We start from the raw sequence: 17,796 nt of genomic DNA on the forward strand, positions 1-17,796 counted from the left end.
GGCGCTCAGGCCTTCGCCGCCTTGGCCCGGTCCATCGCCTCGACGATGAGCTGCTTGGCCTTGGTGGCGTCGCCCCAGCCGGTCAGCTTGACCCATTTGCCGGGCTCGAGATCCTTGTAGTGCTCGAAGAAGTGCTGGATCTGGTCGAGCGTGATCTTCGGCAGGTCGGTGTAGTTGTGGACATTCTCGTAGCGCTTGGTCAGCTTGGGGACCGGCACGGCGATGATCTTCTCGTCGCCGCCGCCCTCGTCCTCCATCAGCATCACGCCGATGGGGCGAACCGCGATGTAGGAACCCGGAATCAGCGGACGGGTGTTGGCGACGAGCACGTCGCAGGGGTCGCCATCCTCAGACAGTGTGTGCGGAATGAAGCCGTAATTCCCGGGATAGCGCATCGGGGTGTAGAGGAAGCGGTCGACGAAGAGCGTGCCGGCCTCCTTGTCCATCTCGTACTTGATCGGCTCGCCGCCGATGGCCACCTCGATGACCACATTGACTTCGTCGGGAGGGTTCTTGCCGATGGAGATGGCGTCGAGGCGCATGGATTGGAAACCTGTCAGGATGGGAAACGCGCGTCTTATGAGGGTTCGCGCGGCAAACGCCAAGCCCGACCTTGGCCCTAGCGACCGCCGCGGCGATTTGCGCAGGGGGCCCTCCGCTGCTATCGGGCGCGACATGACACGCCATTCGAGCCGCCGCTCGCCGCGGAGCGCGCGCCCATGCTGAGCCGCCTGCGCCCGGACGAGGAGCGCTATGCCAGGCGCATGGCGCGGATCGCCCGCTGGGACCGCCCGATCGAGAGCCGGGGCCAGCGCCTGCGCGCCTGGGCCAACATGCTGCTGGTCGACCACGGCATTTTCCGCCTCGCCTACCTGAACGCGCATCGGGTCACGCCGAAGCTGTGGCGGGCGGCGCAGCCGGCGCCGGGGCAGATCGCCTGGTTCGCGAGCCAGGGCGTGAAGACGATCGTCAATCTGCGGGGCGGGCGCGAGCACGGCTCCTGGCCGCTGCAGCGGGAGGCCTGCGAGCGCCGCGGCATCGCGCTGGTCGATTTCGTGCTGCGCTCGCGCGGCGCGCCGGATCGCGAGACCATCCTCGGTGCGGGCGAATTCTTCGCCTCGCTGCAGGAGCCGGCGCTGGTCCACTGCAAGTCGGGCGCAGACCGGGCCGGCTTCTTCTCGGCGCTCTATCTGCTGATCCATGAAGGGCGTCCGCTCGACGAGGCGACGCGGCAATTGTCGCTGCGCTACGGCCATTTCCGCTTCGCCAAGACGGGCATCCTCGACGCGTTCTTCGACGCCTATCGCGTCGAGGGCGAGGCGAAGGGCATCGCCTTCCTGGACTGGGTCCGCGACGTCTACGATCCGGCCCGGCTGGAGAGCAGCTTCAAGCCCGGGCTGCTGTCGTCGCTGCTGGCGGACCGGCTGATCCGACGCGAATAGGCCTCAGCCCGCGGCGGGACGCGCGCCGGACGCGCCGCCCGGAACCGGTTCGCGCTCCTCTGCGCCGAGCCAGACGAGCAGGACGTGCGCAAGGGCGCGGGCGACCGAGATGCTGCCTACGGCGAAGAGCAGTTCGTGCGACAGCTTTCCGAACCAGAGGATCGTCGCGACGATCGCGACCAGCGCGATCGCATGCGAAGCGAACTGCCAGGCCGTTGTCCGCGAACTCGCAGCGATGTCGTGCAGCGGATTGAAGAGCGCGATGCCGGCATAGAAAAGCGTCATCACGGCGATCACATCGCCCACGCCGGCCCATTTGCTGCCGTCGAAGATGCCGTCGAACAGGTGGGCGCCGATGGCGATCGGCAGAAAGACGCCGACGGCCGCGGCCGTGAGGCCGAGCATGGCCCAGCGGATCCAGGACCGGCGCCCCGGCCCCCTCTGGGCGCGCAGCCCGTTCATCACCAGCGGGCCGGAAACGGTCCCGAACATCTGTGTCGGCATGTCGAGCAGTCGCATCGCCAGCGCCACATGGGCGGCGAGCAGCGGATTCTCGGCATAGGGCAGGGCGAGGAGCGGAGCCGTCGTGAAACCAAAGGAGAGCAGGGCGGAGGGAAGGAGAATGCGCGGCGCGTCGCTCCAGCGCGTGAGCCCCCAGGCCAATCCGCGCAGCGACCAGAGGCGGGGATGCGCCAGGGTCAGGATGCCGGCGCTGCGGCGGGCCACGATGTAGAGCGCCGCCGCGCTATGCCCGAGCGCGTCGGCGAGGAACAGCGCCAGCGCCTTGGGACCGAAGACGCCGATCAGCACCAGCATCAGAAGCGGCTGGACGATGGCCTGGACCAGATTGCTGTTGCCGATCGCCCGGAAGTCACCCTCCGCCGTCGCCTCCGCCCAGAGCAGGCGCAGCACGATGCGCGCCGCCAGCGACAGGAAGAAAATCAGCCCGATGGCGGGCGGCAGCCAGCCGATCTGGACGATCACGAGCAAGGCAACCGCCGCCAGGCCCATGAAGGCGGCGCCGCTCGCCGAAGCGAGCCTGAAGGCGAGAGCGAGTTCGTAGCGCGCATTGCTGCGGAAGAAGACCGCCTCCAGCCGCATCAGCGCCGGTAGCGAGACGAAGGTGGCTGCAGCGCCGAAGACCGCGAAGGCGGCAAAGATCGACGGCGGACAGAAATAGGCGGCGACGAGCAGTCCCCAGACGGAGATCAGACGGGCCTGGACGAAGCGCAGCCCGAGCAGCATCGCCGCAGCGAGGCTCTGGCGAAGGGCGGGGACGCGTCGGGCGACGAAGCGGCGGCCCTGCGAGAGCGACAGCGCAGGACGGCGGGGCGGGAAGCTGGCCCGTTCGAGGACGACGTGAGCGGCCATGTCCATCCCCCAGGCTGGACCTTCGGGCAGGCCGTCATCCTGCTTGTCCCCGTCGCGGTCCGGCGAAGCGGCGCCGGTGTCGACAGTCACGAGAGATCGGCCCTGGAAGAGGGAGCCTGCGCCGATATGGTTAACGCTCGGTGAAGATTGGGCATGTCAAACCAAAGAGGGCCTGCGCCCGGAAGGCGGGCACAGTCCTCACAAATCGGGCGATGGGATGGCGGTCAGACGAATTTCGTCTTCAGCGCCTCGAAGCGCTCGAGCTGGTCCGGCAGGAGGGCGCGCTGCGCGTCCCGCCGCACGAACACCTTGAACATGACCTCGCCGTCCCCATTGAAGAACTGCACGGAGCAGACGCGGCGGCTGGTGAGTTGGCGGTCGACGACATAGATCGCGGCGCAGTTGGACGCCTTGATGTGGCCGCCGATCGGGCTGTCGCCATGGATGTTGTAATAGCCATGGCCGAAGGAACCGACCGGAAGAGCGCCTTCGCATTCCAGCACGATGTCCGGCGTGTGGACGAGGAACATCACCGTTCCCCAGCTCGCGAGCTCCTGCCACAGCGCCTCGAAGCGCTCGGGCGCGACCAGCACCCGGCCCTCGGCCGGCGTCAGCTCCAGTACGGTCCGCGTCGACAGGCCGGTTTCCCTGGCCACCGACTCGACCATGGAATCGGGCTTCTCCGCGAGCATCCGCCGCGCCCGGGCGAGAGCGTCCTCGGCCGCGGTGCCGGATTCGATCGTCAGGCTGTCCGACATGAGAGCGCCTTCACTCGGCCGCCTGGAGCGGGCGGTGCGGGTTGGTCTCGCTGAGCACGGTCTCGAACCCCTCGAACTCCGGATGGCCCAGGAAGTGCGGCTGCTCGCGCTTCTCGCCGGCGTTGCGATGGGAGTCCCGGAACTGCTCGGACTTGGTCCAGGCGGTGAAGTCCGCCTTCGAGGCCCAGGTCGTGTGCGAGGAGTAGAGCGTGTGGTCGTCGCGCTCCGGGCCCTTGAGCAGGTGGAAGGCCATGAAGCCCTGCATTTCGTCGAGGCGCGTCTTGCGGGTCGCCCAGACGGTTTCGAACGCGGCCTCCTGGCCCTTGACGACCTTGAAGCGGTTCATGGCGATGAACATCGGGATGGTCCTGTTCTCGGGTTCCGGTACCGCCGGGCCGTTGCGTCGGCGCAGCGAAAGGCCTCTGCGGCGCCGACATCCTGCACGATGTCGCGCCTCTCGTCGCGCCCTTGACCGCTTGTAGTAAACCTGAATATCAACGTCAACAACGCCGAGCTTAGGTGCAGTTTTGAATAATTAAAAACTGTCGACTACTTGGTCAATTCGATGGCTGTTGGCAACAGCGCCTGTCTTCGGCCTTTGTCGAAATTTCGGGCGTGCTGCCGGTGGGAGACCTCCTCATGCGACTGCGCGATTTCCTTTCGCGAGAGCGACGCCGGATGCCCGGCCGGCGCGAACTCGCCGCCGCCCTCGGCCTCACCGCCCTGGCTGCCTTCAGCCCGTTGCTGCCGGGCGGCTTCGTCGGGACGGCCTACGGGCAGGCTCAGCCGCGCATCGTCTCGGTCGGCGGCGTTGTCACCGAGGTGATCTACGCGCTCGGCCTGCAGGACCGCATCGTCGGCGTCGACTCGACCAGCCTGTTCCCGGCCGAGGCGCTGCGCGACAAGGCCAATGTCGGCTATGTGCGCGCCCTCTCGGCGGAGGGCGTGCTGTCGCTGAAGCCGTCGATGGTGATGCTCGTCGACGGAGCCGGCCCGCCCGGCGCCGTTTCCCTGCTGCAGGAATCGGGTATCGGCCTCGTGCGCATCGCCGACGAGACGAGCGAGGCCGGCGTCAGCGCCAAGATCGAGGCGATCGGCCGGGCGCTGGGCGCTGCCGAGCCGGCCGCACGGCTGGCGGCCCAGACGAAGGCGCGCTTTGCGGAGCTCGCCAGCCTGCGCGGCAGCATCGCCAGGCCGCGGCGCGTGCTCTTCGTGCTGTCGCTGCAGAACGGGCGCGTCATGGTCGGCGGGCGAAACAGCTCGGCCGACGCGATCATCCGCCATGCCGGCGCGGTCAATGTCGCGGATGGCATCGAGGGCTACAAGACCATGACCGACGAGGCGATCATGGCGGGTGCGCCGGACGTCATCCTGATGATGAGCCACAACGTCAACCACGCGACGACGGCCGCTGAGCTCTTCGCGATGCCGGCCTTTGCCGAGACGCCGGCCGCACGACAGAAGCGCCTCGTCACCATGGACGGGCTCTATCTCCTGGGCTTCGGCCCGCGCACGCCGATGGCCGCGCGCGACCTGATGGCGGCGATCTATCCGGACGCCGCGGTTCCGCCGCTGAAGACCGCCAGCGCACCATGACGCTCGCCGCGCGCACGACGGCGAGCCTGCCCGCCGGGCTCGCGACGCTGATCGCGGGCCGTCGGCGGCTGGCTCTGCTCGCCGGGGGGGCGCTGACTCTGGGCTGCCTCCTGCTGGCGCTCGTCGCGATCGGCCAGGGCGCCATCGCCATCCCGCCCGGGCGGGTGGCCGAGATCCTCTGGGCCAGGTTCACCGGCGACGCCGCGCTGCTGGAGGGCCGCGACGTGCTCGTGGTCATGAACATCCGTGTCCCGCGCGTGCTTCTCGGCCTGCTGGTGGGGGCCGGTCTGGCGGTGTCGGGGGCGCTGATGCAGGGGCTGTTCCGCAATCCGCTGGCCGATCCCGGCCTCGTTGGCGTCTCCGCCGGGGCGGGGCTGGCCGCGGCGGCGACGATCGTGCTCGGCGACCGTTTCCTGACGGGGACGCTGATGAAGCTGCCTTTCGCGGTGCTGCCCTTCGGAGCCTTCTGCGGCGGCCTGATCTCGACGCTGGCGCTTTATCTGATTGCGACGCGGCAGGGGCGCACCTCGGTGGCGACCATGCTGCTCGCGGGCGTCGCGCTCGGCGCGCTCGCGGGAGCGATGACCGGCCTGCTCGCCTTCATCTCGGATGATCGCCAGCTGCGCGACCTGACCTTCTGGTCGATGGGCAGCCTCGGCGGGGCGAGCTGGACCAAGCTATCCGCCATCGCGCCGATCATCATTCCGCTGCTGCTCGCCATGCCGCTGCTGGCGCGCGGGCTGAACGGGCTCATGCTGGGCGAGGCGGAGGCCTATCATCTCGGCATTCCGGTCCAGCGCATCAAGGCGCTGGCGATCCTGCTCGTGGCGCTGGCGGTCGGGGCGAGCGTCGCCGCCGCGGGGCTGATCGGCTTCGTCGGGATCGTGGTGCCGCATCTGATCCGCCTCGCCATCGGGCCGGACCATCGCCTGCTGCTGCCGCTCTCGGCGCTGGGCGGCGCGATCCTGCTCGTCGGCGCCGACATCGTCGCGCGCCTCGTCGTCGCTCCCGCCGAATTGCCGATCGGCATCGTCACGGCGGCGATCGGCGCGCCGTTCTTCCTGTGGCTGCTGCTGCGCCGATCGGGGCCGCTCGATGTCTGAGGCCCCTGCCCGAGAGACCTTCATCGATGCCCGCAGCCTGAGCTTCCGGGCCGGCGGGCGCGACCTCGTGCGCGAGGCCTCGCTGGAGCTGGCGCCGGGAACGACGACGATCCTGATCGGGCCCAACGGGGCCGGAAAGTCGACCCTGCTCAAGCTGATGACCGGCGAGGCGAAGCCGTCGGGCGGCGAGATCCGTCTCGACGGCGAAGCGCTCGCGGCCATTCCGGCCTGGCGGCTGGCCTGCCAGCGCGCCGTGATGGCCCAGCATGCGCGGCTGGTGTTCCCCTTCTCCGTCTATGAGGTCGCAAGCCTCGGCGTCGACGGCATCGGCCGGGCGATGACGCGCGTGCGGCGCGATGCGCTGGTCGGCGAGAGCCTCGCGGCCGCAGGCGTGCTGGAGCTCGCCGGGCGGGCCTACCAGACGCTCTCCGGCGGCGAGCAGCAGCGCGTCCAGTTCGCCCGCGTGCTCTGCCAGATCGAGGCCGGGCGCAGTGTCGCCAGCCGGCAGGCGCTGTTCCTCGACGAGCCGATCGCCAGCCTCGACCTCTGTCACCAGCTCGCCCTGCTCGACATGGCGCGCGCCATTGCCGGACGCGGCGTGGCGGTGCTGATCGTGCTGCATGATCTCAACCTCGCGGTGACCTATGCCGATCACCTCGTGGTGATGGACCAGGGGCAGATCATCGCGCAGGGCGCCCCGGCGAAGACGCTCGACGATGCCCTGCTGCGCCAGGTCTTCAAGGTCGACCTCTCGCTCAGCCGGGCGCCGGCTCCGGGCCTGCCCTTCCTGCTGCCGCAGCAGCACCGGTTGACGCCGGCCGCCTGAGGCGGGGCCGATTCAGCGGCGATTCATCCTGAATCCAGCCTTCACCATATCGTTCAACCGCCGATTCAGGGGTGCCGCCCCAGCTTCCGCCCGGACTGTTCCGGAGGGAGAGAGGCCATGGCCCCAAGGCGCGCTGCGATGGAGATGGTTCTGGCTGCGGGGCTCGCCCTGCCGCTCTGGGCGGCCGCTGCCAGCGAGGGCGCGGCGCGCGAGGTGGTGCAGGCGCCCGACCCGCGCTATCGCCCGGGCACCATCGTGATTCGCACCAGCGAACGCCGGCTCTATCTGGTGACCGCCCCGGGCGAGGCGATCCGCTACACCGTCGCCGTCGGCAAGGCCGGCAAGCAGTGGCGGGGCGTGAAATATGTCGAGGAAATGCAGGTCGATCCGGCCTGGTCACCGCCGGCTTCGGTGCGGCGCGACAATCCGCGCCTGCCCGACGTCATTCCCGGCGGCTCGCCGCGCAATCCGATGGGCGCCCGCGTGATCGGCCTGGGGCCGGGCGGGGAATATGCGATCCACGGCACCAACATGCCGGGCACGATCGGAACGGCGGCGTCCTATGGTTGCTTCCGCATGCACAACCACGACGTTGCCGATCTCTACGACCGCGTCCGCATGGGCACGCCGGTGGTCGTGCTGCCCTGAGACGCGAAGGCTAGAGCGGCACGCCGGACGGCAGAGGCCGGTCTGAGAAGAAGGCCTCGAGATTGCGCAGCAGAAGCGCCTGCTGCGCCGCCTGGGCGCTGTCGGCCATGGCGGCGATATGCGGCGTGAGCACCGCGTTGTCGAGGGCCCTGAGCCGGTCGGGTACGTTGGGCTCCGCCTCGAAGACGTCGAGCCCGGCGCCCGCGATCACGCCCTGTTCCAGCGCGTCGCAGAGCGCTGCCTCGTCGACGGCGATGCCGCGCGAGATGTTGACGAGATGGCCCTGCGGCCCGAGCGCCTGCAGAACCGCCGCATTGACCGCATGGCAGTTCTCCGCGCTGGCGCGCACCGCGACCATCAGCACGTCTGACCATTCCGCCAGCCCGACGAGGCTGTCCTCGTAACGATAGGGCAGCTCCGCCCGCCGCGAGCGGTTGTGATAGGCGATCTCCATGCCGAGCGCCGCGGCGATGGTCGCGATGCGGCCGCCGATGGCGCCGAGCCCGTAGATGCCGAGACGACGGCCGTGCAGGCCGGGAACGACCGGCATGCGCTCGATGGCGTTGCCCTGCCAGCGTCCGGCACGGATGAAGCGGTCGCCCTTGCCGATCTGGCGGACGCTGGCCAGCATCAGCCCGATCGCGAATTCCGCCACCGCATCGGCATTGGCATCGGCTGCGTTGCTGAGCAGGACGCCGCGCGCCCTGACATGAGCCAGGTCGACCCCTTCGATGCCGGTGCCGTAGCAGGCAATCAGGCCGAGACCCGGCAGGGCGTCGATCAGGGCCGCGTCCGTGCGCCAGCCACCGACGGTCAGCAGCACGCGAGCGGTCTCCGCGCCGGGCGGCAGGGCCTCCGGCACCGGCCGCTCCATCGGCCCGAGCACATGGTAGTCCTGCTCCAGCCTCGCGATCAGGGCGGCCGGCATCTTCGGAGCCATCAGGATGGTCGGCTTCATCGTCGCGTCGTCTCCGGTCGATGCTGCATCGCAGCATTCTCCGGGCGTGGGCTCAACCGCCGCGATCGCGCAGGCGGCATCCGTTTTCCGCATCGCGGGCGAGACGTGCCGTTGCGTCAAAAATTCTCCGCGGCGGGCCGGCGCCTATCGCACACTGCGAAAAACCGCGTTAACGTTTGGGCGCGCGACAGCAACAACCGGGCGCGGCGCCGCTCGGAGCAAGAGGGGCTAACGATGGACCATCTGGCCGACGTCAAGAAATTCGCCAAGAAGCCGCTCAATGAAGCGGCCTTCGCCGGCATGGCGAAGTCATACGCACTCGTGATGAGCAAGCCTGACACCCGCTACGTCGCCTGTTCCGACCCGTCAGAGCTCGAGCGCGTCCGCGAGAATTTCCTGAAGAAGAAGCTCGGCCTCAAGACCGCCGACCTCGACGCCTCGATCAAGGCGATCTGCGAGCACATGAAGGCCGACAAGACGAAGTCGCGGCTGACCTTCTACTATCTGCTCGCCGAGCATTACGGGAAGCTCGACGCCTTCGTGAAGAAATAGGCGGGATGTCCATCTCGGGCGAAGCGAAGCGCAGACCCGAGAAACTCGATCCGGAGATGCTCGGGTTGAGCCCGAGCATGACGCCCGCGACGCTTCTAGCGATACAGATCCGCCCGCGTCAGCGGCAGGCCCGAGGCGCCCTTGCGGCGCTTCGAGGCCAGCGTCTGGTTGACCAGCGCGCCGCCGCGCTCGAAGGCGAGCGAGCAGCCGGCCAGATACAGCAGCCACATCCGCGTCCGCTCCGGGCCGATCTCCGCCTCGGCCTGCGCCCGGTTGGCCTCGAGCCGTTCCCACCAGAGGCGCGTCGTGCGCTGGTAATGCTCGCGCCAGCCCTCGACGTCGTGGACCTCGAAGCCATGGCGCTCGAGATTGGTGATCGACATGCCGAGATGGTCGAGCTCGCCGCCGGGGAAGATGTAGCGCACCAGCGCGCGGTACTCGGCCGGCATCTTGTTGAAGGCCTTGTCGGTCTTCTTGGCGCGGCGCGAGATGGTGTGGTGCAGATAGAGGCCGCGCGGGCGCAGCAGCCGATTCACGGCACGGAAATAGTCGGGGTGGTTACGGATGCCGACCTGCTCGAACATCCCGATCGACGAGATCTTGTCGAACTGCCCCTCCATCTGGGTGTAGTCGCGCAGATGCAGGGTGACGCGACCGGTCAGCCCGAGCCGCTCGACCTTCTCCTGGGCGAGCTTGAACTGTTCTTCCGCCAGCGTCACGCCATGGGCCTCGACGCCGTAATGCTGCCCCGCGTGGCAGACCAGCGCGCCCCAGCCGCAGCCGATGTCGAGCAGGCGGTCGCCCGGCTTCAGGCGCAGCTTGCGGCAGATCATGTCGAGTTTGTCGCGCTGGGCGCGGGCGATGTCGCCATGGTCCTCGGTGAAGTAGGCGCAGGTGTAGACCATCTCCTCGTCGAGGAAGAGGCGGTAGAAGGCATTCGAGACGTCATAGTGATAGGCGACGTTCGCCTTGTTGGTCGCGGGCGCGCCGTCGCGGGCGATCTCGTCGCCCCTGCGATGGTCGACGGCGCTGGGCGCCGCGCCGGGCGCCAGGATGAAGCGGCGGAAAACGTCGAAGATCGCCGCCTTGGGAATGGTGCGCGCGAGGCGGCCGATCTTGCCCTCGGGCCGTGCCGTCGCGAGATCGAAGATCGAGCCGTTGAGCAGGGCGATGCGGTCGCTGATGTGCAGGTTCAGCAGTGTGTCGAGCTTGGGCTTGCGCAGCAGCGCGGCGACGGCGCCGGAATCGCGGATGGCGATGGCGAGGCCGTCCTCGGGCCAGCCCGCCGGAACCGCGCTGCCGTCCCAGAGCCGGAAGCCGAATTTCAGCCCCAGTTTCTCATGGGCCTGCGCAAGAAGATGCCGCAGCGCGGCCAGACGTTTCTGCTCGATATCCATCCCGCACCCGCCGCCCCTGACCGGGCCCTGTTTGGCGGCGGCGGGCCCGATTGGCAACCCGCCGACGCGCGGAGCCGACGCGATGTCTCCCCCTCGTCTCGCCAGCGGCGGTGCGGCACGCTCCCAACTTTGATCTGGATCAATCTTGCGAGGGTTCCGATGGCATGCTGATATATGACGGATCGAGGTGGCGGGCCGCTGGTAGACGACCGCCACTTCGATGAAGCTGGCGACGATCCCTGTGTTGACGGGGTGTCGCAGGTTGGTTGGCGCGATCCTTGCGTCGGCTGGCCTCGGAGCCGGAGCATGTTTGTGCACGGCAATATATGAGTTGCTTCGCCATCTGGCCGGTTCGGCCAGGGCGTGACGTCGGGCCGGCTGAGGAGGCGGCCGAAGATGAGGTCGGGCGCATGAGTGCGCCTGCCTGTAACGAAGACAGCGTCCTCGTGCCGGCAAAGGTCATCAAGGCCGGTCGGCGCGGCAGGCCGAGCAGCCTGTGGATCGAAAAACATCGCAACAGAGGGAAAGGCCGAAAACCATGACCGGATTCAAGACCGTCGCCGCCGCGCTCGCCACCGTGGCGGGCATCGTGCTCGGTGCGCAGGGCGCACTGGCGCAAAACAAGCTCGAGCTCAACATGGCGACGCCCTGGGCGGGCGGCCACTGGCTCGAGATCGGCGCCAAGAAATACGCCGAGAACGTCGAGCGCATGACCGAGGGCCGGATCAAGATCAACGTCTTCCCCGCCGGCGCGCTCGGGCCGGCGCTGAAGGTCACGGAGACCGTCCAGAAGGGCGTCGCCGATATGGGCCATAGCTGGCCGGGCTACGACTGGGCGGTCGATCGCACGGGCGCCATCTTTTCCGGCTGGTCGGCGGGGCCGAACCCGGAAGAGATGATGATGTGGCTCTACAATGGCGGGGGCGCCGATCTCTGGAAGCAGTGGCGCAAGGAGAAGTTCGACGTCGTCGCCTTCCCCTGCGGCGTGCTGGAGACCGAGTTCTTCATGCACTCCCACAAGCCGATCCGCACCGTCGAGGACATGAAGGGCCTGAAGCTGCGGACCTCCTCCTCCTGGGCCGAGATCGCGCCGATGCTGGGCGCCTCGACGGTCGTGCTGCCGGGCTCCGAGGTCTTCAGCGCGCTCGAGCGCAAGGTGGTGGACGCCATCGAGTGGGGTGGCCCGGGCAGCAACCTGTCGGAGGGTTTCCACAAGGTCGCCAAGTACATCATCATGCCCGGCCTGCATGCGCCGTCGGGCGCGCATGACTGCATCTTCAACAATGCGACCTGGGCCAAGATCGGCGACAAGGACAAGCAGCTGCTCGAACTCGCCGGCCGCCTGACCGTGCTCGACACCTATCTCGGCTACGCCAAGAGCGATCTCGACGCCTACAAGCAGATCAAGGCGAGCAACATCGAGGTGATCCAGGTCGATCCGAAGCTGACCGCCGCCGTGGTCAAGGCCTCGAGCGAGTGGGCCGACAAGCAGGCGGCCTCGAACGCCTGGTTCAAGAAGGCCTATGACAGCCAGAAGGCCTTCATGGCCAGCGTCAAGCCGCTCAGCGAATTCCGCTTCGCCGTCGGCTCGCGCTGATCCTTCGCCCGCGGCGGCGGCCTTGATGGTCGCCGCCGCGGGCCTCCCGGCGCGAGGTCGTCCATGCCCATCGTTCGTTTCATCAACATCCTCTCGCTCTGGTCGGGGCGCGTGGGGGCGCTCGTCGTTCTCCCGCTCGTGCTGGCGATGGTGTTCGAGGTGGTCAGCCGCTACGCCTTCAACGCGCCGACGCAATGGGCCTTCGAGCTCAGCTACATGATGATGGGCACGATCTTCCTGCTCGGCCTGTCCTATGCCGTGCTGATGGACCAGCATGTGAACGTCGACTTCCTGCACCAGGTGCTGCCGCGCCGCGCCGTGGCGGGGATCGACGCCGTCGGCTACCTGATCATGGCCGGCATGCTGGCCTGGCTGACCAACGCGCTGATCGGCAATGTCGCCAGCGTCTACCGCACCGGCGAGGGCACGGGGCTTTCGGCCTGGAACCCGCCGATCTGGCCCTATCGGGTGATCTATGTGATCGGCTTCGCGCTCTTCGGCCTGCAGTGCTTCGCCAAGGCCATCGAAAACCTGCTGGTCGTCTTCGGCCGCGCCACGGAGAGCCCGGCCCGATGACGTCCCAGACCGTCCTGTGGATGTTCCCGGCCCTGCTGGGCCTGATCTTCCTCGGCTTCCCCGTCGCCTTCTCGATGATGATCGCGGCGCTCGGCTTCGGCCTGATGCGCTTCGGCGGCACGCTCGTGCATCAGTTCGCCCAGCGCATCGACGACATCGCGACGAACTATGTGCTGGGTGCGATCCCGCTCTTCATCTTCATGGGCTCGATCCTGGAGCGGGCGGGCATCGCCGAGCGCCTCTTCGACGCGCTCTATATGTGGACGCGGCGGCTGCCCGGCGGGCTGGCCATCGCGGCACTGCTGATGTGCACGATCTTCGCCGCCGCCAGCGGCGTCGTCGGCGCGACCGAGACGCTGGTCGGCATGCTCGCGATTCCCGCGATGATGAAGCGCCACTACGACAACAAGCTGATCTCGGGCACGATCTGCGCCGGTGGCTCGCTCGGCACGATCATCCCGCCCTCGGTGCCGGTGATCGTGCTGGCCCCGATCGCGACCCTGCCGATCGGCGATCTTCTCGCCGGCATCCTCTTCCCCGGCCTCATGATGTCGGGACTGTTCATCCTCTACATCCTCATCGCCTGCGCGGTGAAGCCCTCGCTCGCGCCGCCGGACCCGGAGCCCGATCCGCGCAGTCTGGCTGAGAAAATCCGGTTCACGCTGAGCGCGCTGGTGCCGCCGGCCTTCCTGATCTTCACCGTGCTCGGCACGTTGTTCACGGGGCTGGCGACGCCGACGGAAGCGGCCGCCTGCGGCTCCTTCGGCGTTCTGCTTCTGGCGATGATCTATCGCCGGCTGACCTGGTCGCTGCTGTTCCAGGCGGCGAAGCAGACAGTGTCCCTGACCGCGATGATCCTCGCGATCGTGCTCGCGGGCGGCATGTTCGCCGGCGTCTTCTTCGCCTCTGGCGGCATGACCGCGACCAAGGGCGTGCTCGACGCCTTCGGGCTTTCGCCCTGGTCGATCATGGCGGTGATCCTGGTCATCACCTTCATCCTCGGCTTCATCGTCGATTCGATCTCGCTGATCCTGATCATCGTTCCGATCGCGATTCCGCTGATCAAGGGTTTCGGTATCGACCCGCTGTGGTTTGCCGTGGTGATGCTGGTGGTGCTGCAGACCAGCTATCTGACGCCGCCGATGTCGCCCTCGATCTTCTATCTGAGGGCGATCTCGCCGCCGAGCATCCGGCTGCAGGACATGTATTGGGGCGTGATCCCCTTCATCCTCTGCCAGCTCGTCGTGCTCGCCCTGCTGCTGTTCTTCCCGGCGCTGGCGACCTGGCTGCCGAAGGTCATGTATGGCTAGCGGCGGCGCGGTGAGCGCCGCCGACCGCGGTTGCGAGCTGTTGGAGGAGGGGGCGCCGAGGTCCCCGGAATGAAGTCAGAGCGAGACGAACGATGATCTATGAAGAGCGCGACTACCGCATCAAGGCCGGCAAGCTGGCCGAGTTCGTGAAGCTCTATGGCGAATACGGGCTGCCGCTGCAGAAGGAGCATCTGGGCACCTTCATCGCCTATTTCACCACGGAGATCGGCGAGCTCAACCATGTCGTGGCGCTGTGGAGCTACAACAGCCTCGACGAGCGCGCCGCCAAGCGCAAGACGATGCTGGCCGACCCGCGCTGGCAGGACTATCTCAAGCGCGTCGACGGGCTGATCGACATCCAGAATTCGCGCATTCTGACGCCCGTCGCCTATTCGCCGCTGCAATGAGCGCCACTCCTGCAACCGGCCCGTCCGGCTCCTTCACCGTCACGACGCCCGACGGCGCCATCCTGCAGGCCTTCGCCGAGGGCGAGGGGCCGGCGCTGCTGCTCGTCAGCGGACTCGGCGGCACGGCCGGCTTCTGGAAGAGCAGCACGGCGACGCTCGCCCGCTCCTGCCGGGTCATCCGCTTCGACCAGCGCGGCATCGGCGCCAGCAGCCGCGGCCATGCGCCTTGCACGATCGACCAGCTCGCGCTCGACTGCCTGAGCGTGCTCGACGCCGCTGGCGTCGAACGGGCCGTGCTGCTCGGCCATTCGACGGGCGGCTGCATCGGCCAGGCGCTCGCGCGGATCGCGCCGGAGCGGCTCGACGGGTTGATCCTTAGCGCCACCTGGCTGAAGCCGAGCCATTACATGGGCGCGCTGTTCGGGGCACGGCGGGCCATTCTCGCCGAGAATCCGCAGGCCTATGCGGCGACCGCCGTGCTGATTTCCTATCCGCCGGCCTGGCTGGAGGCGAACTGGAGCATCTACGAGGCGGCCATCGCGGCGGCGCCCGTCTCGGCGGAAGCCCGCCAGATCGTACGCGAGCGCATCGACGCGCTGCTCTCCTTCGACGGTTCGGCCGACATCGCCGCGCTGACCATGCCGGTGCTGGTGCTGGGCGCGCGGGACGACATGATCGTGCCCGCCTTCCTGCAGGAGGATCTGGCTGCGGCGCTGCCCGGCGCGCGCAAGATCCTGCTCGATTCCGGCGGGCACTTCTTCCCCGTCTCGCGGCCCGACGCCTTCACCGCCAAGGTCGTGGAGTGGATCGGAGAGCTTTGATGAGCGCGCGCCGCGTCCTCCTGATCGGCTATGGCGCGATCGCCGGCGACGTCGCTGCGGTGCTGAGGGCGGCGCCGGAACCGGGCTATGCGCTCGCGGTTCTGCTGCGGCCGGGTTCGTCGTCGGCCGGTCGCGTTCCGGAGGGCATGCCGATCCTGGACGGGTCCGACGCGGTCGCGGCCTTCGCGCCGGATCTGGTGATCGAGGCTGCCGGCCATGGCGCGGTGCGCGAGAGCGTTCCGGGCTGTCTGGCGCTGGGCCTGCCGGTGCTGATCTCGTCGATCGGCGCGCTGCATGACGAAGCCCTCTACGCCGATCTCGTCGCGACCGCACGCCGGGGTGCCGGGCGGCTGCTGCTCGCCTCGGGCGCGCTCGGCGGGCTCGACTATGTCCGGGCCGTGCGCCACGCCAAGCAGCTCGACCTGCGCTATGAATCGCGCAAGCCGCCGGCTGCCTGGGCCGCTGAGCTCCGCGCGCTGGGCCATGATCCGGCTGCGCTTGCCGCGCCGGTGACATTGTTCTCGGGCACGGCCCGCGAGGCGGCGGCGCTCTACCCCCAGAACCTCAACGTCGCGGCGGCGCTCGCCCTTGCCGGTCCGGGGTTCGAGGCGACGGGCGTCGATGTCGTCTGCGATCCTGCCGCGACCGGGAATACGCATGTCGTCAGGGCGAGCAGCGAATTCGGGACGATGTCGCTCGAGATCGCCAACCGGCCCTCGCCGACCAATCCGAAATCGTCGTGGATCGTCGCACAGGCCATTCTGGCGGCCGTCGATCAGCATTTTTCCCCCGTGGTGATGATGTGAGCGCGCAGCGCCGGGATCGTCGCGGGGCCGTCCAAGGGAGGCCAAGGCCATGAAGCTCACAGGCAAGATCGCGATCATCACCGGCGGCGGTTCCGGCATCGGCCATGCGGCCTGTGTGCTCTTCGCCCGCGAGGGGGCAACCGTCATCGTCGCGGATCGGGATGCCGCGGCCGCGCAGCGGGTCGCCTCTGAGATCGCAGGCCAGGGCGGCCGGGCTTCGGCGCATCAGGTCGATGTGAGCCGGGATGCCGAGGTGGCGGGGATGATCGCGAAGGCGGTCGCCGATCACGGCCGGCTCGACATTCTCGTCAACAATGCCGGCTACGGGATCGCCGGAACCGTGGTGTCGACCTCGGAGGCGGACTGGAACGCGCTGATGGCGGTCAACGTCAACGGTGTCTTCCTCGGCTGCAAGCATGCGATCCCGGTGATGGCGCGACAGGGCGGTGGCGCGATCGTCAACACGGCCTCGGCGGTGGCCAATGTCGGCATCCATGACCGGGCGGCTTACGTCGCCTCGAAGGGCGCTGTGGCGGCGCTGACGCGGGCCATGGCGGTGGACCATGTCGACCAGAAGATCCGCATCAATGCGGTGGCGCCCGGCACGATCGAATCGCCCTATTTCACCCGGATTCTGAGCGGGCCGGACGGCGCGGAACTGCGCCGCTGCCTCGAGGAACGCCAGGCGATGGAGCGCCTCGGCCAGCCGGTCGAGATCGCCCAGGCGATGCTCTGGCTCGCCAGCGACGACGCCTCCTTCTGCACGGGCACCGTCATGGTCGTCGATGGCGGCTGGACCGCCCGCGGCGACCGCAAACCCAAGGCACAGGACTGACAGATGTATGGATTGAACGGCCGCAAGGCGATCGTCACCGGGGGAGCGCACGGCATCGGCCGGGCGATCGCGGCGCGGCTCGTGGCGGAGGGTTGCGCGGTCGGCATCTTCGACCTCGACCGCGCGGCGGCGCAGGCCACGGCCGAGGCGCTCTCCGCCGAGGGCGGCCGGGTGGTCGTCGCGGCGGGGGACGTCTCGTCGCGGGAGGATGTCGCGGCCGGCATCGGCGCGCTGAAGGCGGCGCTTGGTCCCATCGACATCCTCGTCAACAATGCCGGCATCTGCAAGGTCGGCAAGCTGCTCGAAACCAGCGAAGCGGAATGGAAGGCGACCTTCGGAATCAATGTCGACGGGCTGTTCCACGTCACCCGCCAGATCGCGCCCGGCATGGTCGAGCGCCGCCGCGGCACGATCGTCAACATCGCCTCCTGGATGGGCAAGTCGGGCGTGGCGGCCTATGGCGCCTATTGCGCCTCGAAATTCGCGGTGGTCTCGCTGACGCAGTCGCTGGCGCTCGAGATCGGCGAATACGGCATTCGCGTCAACGCGATCGCGCCGGGGCTGATCGTCGAGACCAAGATGCGCGACGAATCCGAGATCCAGCGCGCGGCTGAGGGGCTGCCGACGGCGAAGGACCGGGCCAAGACGATTCCGCTGCGCCGCGCCGGCCTGCCTTCAGACATCGCCAAGACGGTGGCGTTCCTGGCCTCCGACGAGGCAGACTACATCACCGGCGAAACCATCAGCGTGACCGGCGGCATCTGGAACGACTGAGCCCCCGCGACAACAGGAG

General features: G+C 68.4%; 20 protein-coding genes. 14 read left to right on the forward strand and 6 right to left on the reverse strand.

The window, feature by feature from the left end:
* Positions 1–5: 5 nt before the first annotated feature.
* Positions 6–542, reverse strand: a complete 537-nt coding sequence (gene ppa / locus SJY11_RS06065; RefSeq protein ID WP_376985647.1) for an inorganic diphosphatase — start codon at positions 540–542, stop codon at positions 6–8.
* Between the two features lie 177 nt (positions 543–719).
* Between ppa and SJY11_RS06070 the strand changes: the two genes are divergently transcribed.
* Positions 720–1,442: a fused DSP-PTPase phosphatase/NAD kinase-like protein gene (locus SJY11_RS06070; protein WP_376985649.1), complete on the forward strand. Its 723-nt coding sequence runs from the start codon at positions 720–722 to the stop codon at positions 1,440–1,442.
* 3 nt (positions 1,443–1,445) lie between these two features.
* Here the strand turns inward: SJY11_RS06070 and SJY11_RS06075 are convergent, their stop codons facing one another.
* From SJY11_RS06075 to hmuQ, 3 genes are all read right to left on the reverse strand, one after another.
* Entirely contained in the window at positions 1,446–2,903 is a 1,458-nt protein-coding gene (locus SJY11_RS06075) for a hypothetical protein (RefSeq protein ID WP_376985651.1), read from the reverse strand.
* Positions 2,904–3,037: 134 nt separating this feature from the next.
* Positions 3,038–3,571, reverse strand: coding sequence for a heme utilization cystosolic carrier protein HutX (hutX, locus tag SJY11_RS06080; RefSeq protein ID WP_376985652.1), 534 nt, complete (start codon positions 3,569–3,571; stop codon positions 3,038–3,040).
* A gap of 10 nt (positions 3,572–3,581) precedes the next feature.
* Positions 3,582–3,929 carry a heme-degrading protein HmuQ gene (gene hmuQ, locus SJY11_RS06085; RefSeq protein WP_376985654.1) on the reverse strand — a complete coding sequence of 116 codons (348 nt, stop codon included), beginning with the start codon at positions 3,927–3,929 and terminating at the stop codon, positions 3,582–3,584.
* Positions 3,930–4,210: 281 nt separating this feature from the next.
* On the opposite strand from hmuQ, the gene SJY11_RS06090 reads away from it, so the two are divergent.
* The 4 genes from SJY11_RS06090 to SJY11_RS06105 all read left to right on the forward strand — a co-directional run bounded on the left by SJY11_RS06090 (position 4,211) and on the right by SJY11_RS06105 (position 7,744).
* Positions 4,211–5,167 carry a heme/hemin ABC transporter substrate-binding protein gene (locus tag SJY11_RS06090; RefSeq protein ID WP_376985656.1) on the forward strand — a complete coding sequence of 319 codons (957 nt, stop codon included), beginning with the start codon at positions 4,211–4,213 and terminating at the stop codon, positions 5,165–5,167.
* A complete protein-coding gene (locus SJY11_RS06095) occupies positions 5,164–6,270 on the forward strand; it encodes a FecCD family ABC transporter permease (RefSeq protein ID WP_376985658.1) in 1,107 nt (368 codons plus the stop codon). Before SJY11_RS06090 ends, SJY11_RS06095 begins: the two co-directional genes overlap by 4 nt.
* Positions 6,263–7,096 (forward strand): heme ABC transporter ATP-binding protein, encoded by an 834-nt coding sequence (locus SJY11_RS06100; RefSeq protein WP_376985660.1) that lies wholly within the window; start codon positions 6,263–6,265, stop codon positions 7,094–7,096. The genes SJY11_RS06095 and SJY11_RS06100 overlap by 8 nt, the downstream gene beginning before the upstream one ends.
* A 117-nt stretch (positions 7,097–7,213) precedes the next feature.
* A complete protein-coding gene (locus SJY11_RS06105; protein WP_376985661.1) occupies positions 7,214–7,744 on the forward strand; it encodes a L,D-transpeptidase in 531 nt (176 codons plus the stop codon).
* A 10-nt stretch (positions 7,745–7,754) separates the two neighbouring features.
* Here SJY11_RS06105 and SJY11_RS06110 read toward each other — a convergent pair whose 3' ends face one another.
* Positions 7,755–8,702 (reverse strand): NAD(P)-dependent oxidoreductase, encoded by a 948-nt coding sequence (locus tag SJY11_RS06110; protein WP_376985663.1) that lies wholly within the window; start codon positions 8,700–8,702, stop codon positions 7,755–7,757.
* A 234-nt stretch (positions 8,703–8,936) separates the two neighbouring features.
* Here SJY11_RS06110 and SJY11_RS06115 point away from each other — a divergent pair, with 234 nt between their 5' ends.
* Entirely contained in the window at positions 8,937–9,254 is a 318-nt protein-coding gene (locus SJY11_RS06115) for a DUF2853 family protein (protein ID WP_326910831.1), read from the forward strand.
* A 95-nt stretch (positions 9,255–9,349) separates the two neighbouring features.
* On the opposite strand, the gene SJY11_RS06120 is transcribed toward SJY11_RS06115, so the two are convergent.
* On the reverse strand, positions 9,350–10,651 hold the full coding sequence (locus SJY11_RS06120; protein ID WP_376985664.1) for a class I SAM-dependent methyltransferase: 1,302 nt from the start codon (positions 10,649–10,651) through the stop codon (positions 9,350–9,352).
* Between the two features lie 538 nt (positions 10,652–11,189).
* Between SJY11_RS06120 and dctP the strand changes: the two genes are divergently transcribed.
* From dctP to SJY11_RS06160, 8 genes are all read left to right on the forward strand, one after another.
* Positions 11,190–12,248 (forward strand): TRAP transporter substrate-binding protein DctP, encoded by a 1,059-nt coding sequence (dctP, locus tag SJY11_RS06125; protein WP_376985666.1) that lies wholly within the window; start codon positions 11,190–11,192, stop codon positions 12,246–12,248.
* Positions 12,249–12,311: 63 nt separating this feature from the next.
* Positions 12,312–12,824: a TRAP transporter small permease subunit gene (locus SJY11_RS06130; RefSeq protein WP_376985668.1), complete on the forward strand. Its 513-nt coding sequence runs from the start codon at positions 12,312–12,314 to the stop codon at positions 12,822–12,824.
* Positions 12,821–14,134, forward strand: coding sequence for a TRAP transporter large permease (locus tag SJY11_RS06135; RefSeq protein ID WP_376985670.1), 1,314 nt, complete (start codon positions 12,821–12,823; stop codon positions 14,132–14,134). The genes SJY11_RS06130 and SJY11_RS06135 overlap by 4 nt, the downstream gene beginning before the upstream one ends.
* Before the next feature lie 92 nt (positions 14,135–14,226).
* Positions 14,227–14,541: an NIPSNAP family protein gene (locus tag SJY11_RS06140; protein ID WP_067996685.1), complete on the forward strand. Its 315-nt coding sequence runs from the start codon at positions 14,227–14,229 to the stop codon at positions 14,539–14,541.
* Complete coding sequence (locus tag SJY11_RS06145; protein WP_376985672.1) at positions 14,538–15,362, forward strand: alpha/beta fold hydrolase; 825 nt, start codon at positions 14,538–14,540, stop codon at positions 15,360–15,362. The genes SJY11_RS06140 and SJY11_RS06145 overlap by 4 nt, the downstream gene beginning before the upstream one ends.
* Complete coding sequence (locus SJY11_RS06150) at positions 15,362–16,168, forward strand: aspartate dehydrogenase (RefSeq protein WP_376985674.1); 807 nt, start codon at positions 15,362–15,364, stop codon at positions 16,166–16,168. Before SJY11_RS06145 ends, SJY11_RS06150 begins: the two co-directional genes overlap by 1 nt.
* 49 nt (positions 16,169–16,217) lie before the next feature.
* Positions 16,218–17,003 carry an SDR family oxidoreductase gene (locus SJY11_RS06155; RefSeq protein ID WP_376985675.1) on the forward strand — a complete coding sequence of 262 codons (786 nt, stop codon included), beginning with the start codon at positions 16,218–16,220 and terminating at the stop codon, positions 17,001–17,003.
* A gap of 3 nt (positions 17,004–17,006) precedes the next feature.
* On the forward strand, positions 17,007–17,777 hold the full coding sequence (locus SJY11_RS06160) for an SDR family NAD(P)-dependent oxidoreductase (protein ID WP_376985677.1): 771 nt from the start codon (positions 17,007–17,009) through the stop codon (positions 17,775–17,777).
* Positions 17,778–17,796: the final 19 nt, after the last annotated feature.

This window comes from Allobosea sp. R86505, assembly GCF_042466375.1.
In the GTDB taxonomy this organism is placed as follows: domain Bacteria; phylum Pseudomonadota; class Alphaproteobacteria; order Rhizobiales; family Beijerinckiaceae; genus Allobosea.